The sequence below is a fragment of the Rhizobacter sp. P3_B12 genome (assembly GCF_056402895.1).
In genome coordinates this window covers 1-4,094 of record NZ_JBFUGN010000551.1, presented here as the reverse complement: position 1 = coordinate 4,094, position 4,094 = coordinate 1, and the positions used below count along the sequence as shown (strand labels likewise).

General features: G+C 70.7%; 5 protein-coding genes. 3 read left to right on the top strand and 2 right to left on the bottom strand.

The features are described from left to right. On the top strand, positions 1–499 hold a 499-nt coding region (locus AC1D01_RS23430), incomplete at its 5' end, for a YgjV family protein (protein WP_477870582.1). Positions 500–545: 46 nt separating this feature from the next. Then, entirely contained in the window at positions 546–1,670 is a 1,125-nt protein-coding gene (locus AC1D01_RS23425) for a DUF748 domain-containing protein (RefSeq protein ID WP_477870580.1), read from the top strand. Here the strand turns inward: AC1D01_RS23425 and AC1D01_RS23420 are convergent. Beyond that, entirely contained in the window at positions 1,627–2,148 is a 522-nt protein-coding gene (locus AC1D01_RS23420; protein ID WP_477870578.1) for a DNA-binding protein, read from the bottom strand. The genes AC1D01_RS23425 and AC1D01_RS23420 overlap by 44 nt on opposite strands. A 52-nt stretch (positions 2,149–2,200) precedes the next feature. Then, entirely contained in the window at positions 2,201–3,040 is an 840-nt protein-coding gene (locus AC1D01_RS23415; protein WP_477870576.1) for a class II glutamine amidotransferase, read from the bottom strand. 198 nt (positions 3,041–3,238) lie between these two features. On the opposite strand from AC1D01_RS23415, the gene AC1D01_RS23410 reads away from it, so the two are divergent. Next, on the top strand, positions 3,239–4,094 hold an 856-nt coding region (locus AC1D01_RS23410), incomplete at its 3' end, for a TonB-dependent receptor plug domain-containing protein (RefSeq protein WP_477870574.1).

The following is a 4,094-nucleotide window of genomic DNA, read 5'->3' as shown; positions in this document are numbered from 1 at the left end:
GGCCATGAACGCCTTCGCGATGCTGCGCCGCTGCGAAAAATCGCTGCGGCTGCAATCCGGTTTCGCCGGCCTGCTGTGGGCGCTCAACAACGTGCTGATCGGGGCCCACACCGCGGCGGCGCTGAACCTGGTCAGCGCCGGCCGCACCGCCACCTCGGCCGCCACGCTGCAGCACGGCGCCGGCGCACGCAGCCTCGGCCTGGCCGCCTTCGGCGTCCTGACGGTGGCCMCCGGCCTGCTGACCTGGAACGGCTGGGGCACGCTGTTCCTGATCGCCGCCTCGCTGTGGTCGACCTATGCGATGTTCTACATGACCGGGCGCACGCTGCGGTACTCGATGCTCGCGATCTCGGCGCTGTGGATGTACCACGCGTGGAGCTACGAAGCCTGGGAGCAGATGGCCGCCAACGTGCTGACGGCCGGCGCGGCGCTCTATGGCGGCTGGCGCTTCGATCGCCATCCCCCCGACGAAGAAGCCGGCGAGCCCCTGACACGCTGACTGCGCGGACTGCGCCGACCCAACCCGGGTAGCATGGCGCCCGCCCATGATCACCCCGCTCCAGAACCTCACCCGCACCCAGCGCCGCCTCGCCTTGGCCGGCGCGATCGTCCTCGGCCTGCTCCTGCTCGCTGTCATCGCGCTGCAGGTCGCGACCCGCCAGCTGCAGGCCGAGGTGGCGCTGGCCCTCGGCCCGCGTGCCAGCATCGGCGCGATCCGCCCCGGCTGGACCGGCATCGACGTGCTCGACCTGCGCATCCAGGGCCCGGCCGGCTGGCCAGTGGCCGACGAGCTGCGCGCCAGCCGCGTGCGCATCACGCCCGACCCGCGCAGCCTGTTCGGCGGGCCGTGGCGCATTGCGCAGGTGCGCGTCGAGGGCGCTTACCTGGCCGTGCTGCGCACCCGAGACGGCAAGACCCGGGTGCTGCCGTCGCTGCTGGAAAAGCCGCAGGACAAGACCAAGCCCGCGTCATCCGCCACGTCGTCCGCCGCCAGACCCGACCCGCAGGCCAAGCCGTTGTTGATCATCGGCCAGGTCGCGCTCGACGCCGCGCAGGTGGAGTTCTTCGACAGCTCGGTGCGCCAGCCGGCGCTGCGCCTGACCCTCGACCAGGTCGATGCCGACGTCGGCCCGCTGGTGCTGCCGCAGCTCGACAAGCCGCTGCAGGTGCAGCTCGACGGCGTGTTCAAGGGCGTGCAGCGCGACGGCCGCATCCGCATCGACGGCGACTACACCGTCGCGTCGCACGACGCCGACATCCGCGCCCGCTTCAACGATGTCGACCTCGTCACGCTGCAGCCCTACCTGCTGAAGGTGGCCGACAAGGGCATCAAGCGCGGCACGCTCGACCTCGACCTGCGCGCGGGCGTCGTCGGCAACCAGCTGAAGGCGCCCGGCAAGCTGACGCTGACCGGTGTCGAGTTCGCGAGCGACGGTGCGCTCTCCACCTTCGCCGGCGTGCCGCGCCAGGCCGTGCTCGCGGCGATGTCGAAGAACGGCAAGCTCGAGGTGAAGTTCACGCTCGAGGGGCGCCTCGATGACCCGGCCTTCTCGCTGAACGAGAACCTGGCGACCCGCATCGCCTCCGGCATGGCCGAGAGCCTCGGGGTCAGCCTGTCCGGCATGGTCAAGGGCCTGGGCGGGATGGTGAAGGGCCTGTTCGGGAAGTGAGCTCGCGGCCCAGCTCGTCGATGCGCTTGTGAGCCTCGGCCAGCGCCGCATCGCGCCGCGCCAGCTCGGCCTGCAGCCGCACCGCCTTGCCGGCGGCCTCGAACGCGGCGGCGTCGGCGATCGCCGCCCRCTCCTTCTCGGCCTCGACATTGGCCACCGCGGCGGCCATCGCCTCGCGCAGTCGTTCGTCGAAGACACGCTGGTCGACGTCGCGCCGGGCCTCGGCCTGCGCCACCTGCCAGAAATGGCGTGCCGCCTGCATCACCGGCTCGGGCACGTCGGGCGGCACGCCGAAGGCGCCGGGGTCCTTCAGGCGCCCGCCGAGGTGCTGGTACCAGTCGTCCAGCAAGGGGCTGACGGTGTTCGGCGAGCCGCGGCCCAGCTGGCGGCGCACCCGTTCGATCGTCGGGCGCTCGCCGGCGAGCAGCAGCGCGTCGCACGCAGCCCAGACATCCTTGGCGGTGATCCCGGTGGCCATGTGCCGCATCATACAAACGCTGTATGAAATGCAACACTCGGGTGACCGATTCTCAGCCGGCAGTCACCATTTCGCGCTCATCGGCCGGCGCAAAGGCCTGGGTGCGCGGATCGACCTGGCGCCACACGGTCTCGCCGCCGACGAACACGCGCATCTCGCCGGTGGCCAGCCGCACCCACGGCTCGGCGTCGGTCAGCGGCTCGGTGGCCACCAGCGCCATGCGGTCGTCGACACCGTTCAGGCGGCCGAGGTCCAGGCTGATGTCGCAATCGAGCAGCCGCGCGGTCGGGAACGGGTGCTGGCGCTGCAGCAGGTAGAGCTTGCTGGAACAGTGGGCGAACAATGCTTCGCCGTTGGACAGCAGGAAGTTGAAGTTGCCATGGCGCGCGAGGCGCTCGGCGAGCAGCGCGATCTGCGGCGCGAGCTCGGCCCAGCCGACCGGCCGCACGCGGTCGGCGAACTGCGCGCGCAGCTCCTGCATCAGCCAGCAGAACGCGCGCTCGCTGTCGGTGCCGCCGATCGGGCGGTACGGGCCGGTGAGCACGGGGTCGAAGCCGCGCAGGTCGCCGTTGTGCGAGAACAGCCACGGCTGCCCCATCCACTCGCGCTGGAACGGGTGGCAATTGGCCAGCGAACGCACGCCCTGCGTCGCGCGGCGCAGGTGCGAGATGACGATGGCCGACGGAATCGGGTAGTCGCCGAGGAACGCCGCCAATGGCGATTCGCTGGCCGGCTGGTCGTCGTGGAAGACCCGGCAGCCGCCCGGTTCATAGAAGCCGACGCCCCAACCGTCCACATGGTGCGAGGTGCGCCCGCCGCGTTGCCGGAAACCGGTGAACGAGAACGTGATCGAGGCCTGGCTGTTGCAGTTCATGCCGAGAAGCTGGCACATCTGGATGCATCCGGAAGATCTGTTGCGCGATGGGTGGCAGCATGCAGGCATCGTGCCCGCCCCGGATTGACGAATCGCGTCGATGCCGTCCCCCACGCTCGCGGGGGTACGGACACATGTCCTCCGTGGGTTTCGCCTGAGCGAATCGCCGGCAAGGCTTCCTACACTTTGTGGACAACTCGAAGTGAGCAAGGTCGTATGCGAGCCCACCCCCCGCCCCTGCTGCCGCTGCCCCCCCTGCCGCCCCTCGTGGCGTTCGGCCGCTTCGCCCTGTTCAGGTATGCGGCCGTGCTGCTCGTGGCGCTGGCCTGCAGCAACCCTCTGCGCGCCCAGTCGCTGCTCGATCAACCGCTCGAAGCCCTGCTGGACGTGCAGCTCACGACGCTCGGCCGCCGGGTGCAGCCCGAGCAGGACATGGCGATCGCCACCAGCGTGTTCTCCGGCGATGAACTGCGCCGCGCCGGTGCCCGCACCGTGCTGGAAGCGCTGGCGTGGATCCCCGGCGTGTGGGTCGAACACATCAACGCGAACCTGTGGGGCGTCACGGCGCGCGGCGACGGCAGCTCGCTGGTGGCGCACAACACGCTGATCCTGCGCGACGGCCGCGAACAGTTCGCGGCGAGCGGCTGGTCGACGACGACCTGGACGAGGCTGAACATGCCGATCGACCTGGTGCAGCGCATCGAGGTGCAGCGTGGCGCCGGCAACACGCTGTGGGGCTCGAACGCGGCCAATTGCGTGATCAACATCGTGACCCGCGCCGTCGACAACGGCAGCGCCGGCGGCGTGGATGTCGACAGCAACGGCCGCGCCGCGGCGAACCTGCAGTGGGGCACGCGGACCGCCTCCGGCTGGAAGACCTCGTTCTGGGCCAGCGGCTCGCACCTGCCGGGCTCCCCGGAACTGGTGCGGGGCCGCCGCGACTGGGACAACCAGGAAGACCGCGCGGCCGGTGCCAAGGCGACGCTTTCCGTCGAGGGCGGCGCCGAAGTGTCGTTCGACGTCAACGCCTCCACCGGCGTCGGCGCCAGCGTCTTCGCGGTCGCCCGCGTAC